Genomic DNA, 2,362 nt, shown 5'->3' on the forward strand with positions numbered 1-2,362 from the left:
AGTGGGAGTCATACCAACGCCGCCTTAAGCGGTGAGTAACAGTTTGCTAAAATGTGAAACGAAGTGGAATCGAGCAAACTGTTACGAATCCGACTTTAAGGCCTTGTTAGCCGACAATACTTTACCTAAGTAAAAGCACCTGCCGACATGTACCTAATTTATTTTTATGTAAGTACTTTAACTGATTAAAGAAAACCTGAAAACACCTTAGTTTGGTTTTCGTACTTTAGTCAGTTGAAGACCAGCCAAATGAAACACTGAGACCACCAATACTTGAGAAAATAGCACTGGGTGTGCGCCCTTAAACCTTGGCACTGAAACGTCGAATATGACTTGGCTGCTAACGCTTGCCTAACCGGCGAAAAATAGCAGGCTAAAATTAGCGACGAAGGAGCGCAAGCCTGCTGTTTTGCGTCCTTTGGTTTAGGCACTTGTTATAGGTAAATTACCACACCTTCCACCAGGGTTTTTCCGAGTTATTAACTGGCACTCCTGGGCGATAGATTTTCTCGCTTTGCCCGTCAGCAACTATTATGTCTAACTCCAATGCTTTTTCTAAGATAAATGGGAATAACTCATCAGCTCTAGAGTAAGAGATGGCAACCATCCCCATTTTACTGGCGAAGTTATTAATCATAGGACCATCTGACCAAGGGCAATTATCTAGCTCAGGATCATCATCAGCATAACTACATAAACAGGGGTACTTTTGGGTCAGCACACTATGGAGTTGAACTAGTTTCTCATGCGCCCCAGATTTATCTTCGTAGTATTCTTCACGAAGGTGTTCAATAATGCTCCATGCTTCTTTTTCTTCCTTTGGTAATTCAGTGAGTATAAAGTCGACTGTAAAGCTCATCTATCCTTTTACCTATAACGCTTGCCTAACCGGCGAAAAATAGCAGGCTAAAATTAGCGACGAAGGAGCGCAAGCCTGCTGTTTTGCGTCCTTTGGTTTAGGCACTTGTTATGTAGCGTTTTTAACCTAAATGCTTGTATCTTTTCTTAAGCTTTTCGAACTCGTTTACTCTTTTGTTATGTTCTTTGACACTATAAAAGCCAGCAACAAAAGAGAATAACCATACTATCAAGAAGCCCAAAAAGTAAGCTCCAAGCAAGATGAAAAACAACAATACTGCAATTGCCGCAAGTAACTTATTACTATAGAACAAACCAAATGGGCCAAAGAGTAACACCAATACGAATTGCTTGAAGTTACTCTTTATTTCAGCAGTTTCTAAATCCATAACTTCAGAGCTACATAACGCTTGCCGTAAACGGCACAAAATAGCAGGCTAAAATTGGCGACGAAGGAGCACAAGCCTGCTGTTTTGTGTCCACGGTTTTACGGCCTTGTTAGTTACGATGCCTTTTTAGCGTTTGATTTTGTTAAAGAAACAAAACCGAACAGACAAATTACGCTTACTAAACTTAAACAGATTATAGATAGCTGATTTAGCTGTAAGTTGCCAAATAGAATTAAGTCGCTAACTAGAAGAGCTGTACTTGACATGAAGCCAGCTAGAAAACCTGATTTATGTTTTTTAAGATTCACCTTATCTCCTTACTTGATGAATTCCATTAGTAACTAACGCTTGCCGTAAACGGCACAAAATAGCAGGCTAAAATTGGCGACGAAGGAGCACAAGCCTGCTGTTTTGTGTCCTTGGTTTAACGGCCTTGTTAGCTTTACAAAAAGCTGAGTGTGTACAAGAAGACCCACCCTGTAAAAGCTATAAAGAATAAACCTTTAACTATTTTTAACTTTCTAGCCTTTTCTAAATACGCAGCCCTAAAAAGAAAACCTGATGGTACTGCTGCACCAAAGTAATAAACTCCTGGAGCAAGCAAAACACCTGACTTACTCGATGCATAAGTAATAAAACACAGAGCTAGAAAAGCACCTATAAAGAACATACCTTTTGATGTTTCCAGAAATTCAATTGAAGTATCAAAAAAATCACTTAAATATTTTGTCATTGTGTAATCCTTCACAAATATACAGAGTAAAGCTAACGCTTGCCGTAAACGGCACAAAATAGCAGGCTAAAATTGGCGACGAAGGAGCACAAGCCTGCTGTTTTGTGTCCACGGTTTTACGGCCTTGTTAGTTACGATGCCTTTTTAGCACTTGATTTTGTTGAAGAAACAAAACCGAACAGACAAATTACGCTTACTAAACTTAAACAGATTATAGATAACTGATTTAGCTGTAAGTTGCCAAATAGAATTAAGTCGCTAACTAGAAGAGCTGTACTTGACATGAAGCCAGCGAGAAAACCTGATTTATGTTTTTTAAGATTCACCTTGATCTCCTTACTTGATGAATTCCATTAGTAACTAGACATAATGACTCCCACAC

General features: G+C 39.1%; 3 protein-coding genes. All 3 read right to left on the reverse strand.

What is annotated here, in order from left to right; genetic code table 11:
- Nucleotides 1–445: 445 nt before the first annotated feature.
- On the reverse strand, nucleotides 446–859 hold the full coding sequence (locus C1E24_RS20725; protein WP_138484800.1) for a hypothetical protein: 414 nt from the start codon (nucleotides 857–859) through the stop codon (nucleotides 446–448).
- Nucleotides 860–980: 121 nt separating this feature from the next.
- Nucleotides 981–1,247: a hypothetical protein gene (locus C1E24_RS20730; RefSeq protein ID WP_138484802.1), complete on the reverse strand. Its 267-nt coding sequence runs from the start codon at nucleotides 1,245–1,247 to the stop codon at nucleotides 981–983.
- 442 nt (nucleotides 1,248–1,689) lie between these two features.
- Nucleotides 1,690–1,980: a hypothetical protein gene (locus C1E24_RS20735; protein ID WP_138484804.1), complete on the reverse strand. Its 291-nt coding sequence runs from the start codon at nucleotides 1,978–1,980 to the stop codon at nucleotides 1,690–1,692.
- Between the last annotated feature and the right edge of the window lie 382 nt (nucleotides 1,981–2,362).

This window comes from Pseudoalteromonas phenolica, assembly GCF_005876835.1.
GTDB lineage: Bacteria > Pseudomonadota > Gammaproteobacteria > Enterobacterales > Alteromonadaceae > Pseudoalteromonas > Pseudoalteromonas phenolica_B.

Coding starts and splice junctions, on each gene's coding strand:
- C1E24_RS20730 (WP_138484802.1), bottom strand. CDS start 1,247: ATGGATTTAGAAACTGCTGAAATAAAGAGTAACTTCAAGCAATTCGTA.
- C1E24_RS20735 (WP_138484804.1), bottom strand. CDS start 1,980: ATGACAAAATATTTAAGTGATTTTTTTGATACTTCAATTGAATTTCTG.
- C1E24_RS20725 (WP_138484800.1), bottom strand. CDS start 859: ATGAGCTTTACAGTCGACTTTATACTCACTGAATTACCAAAGGAAGAA.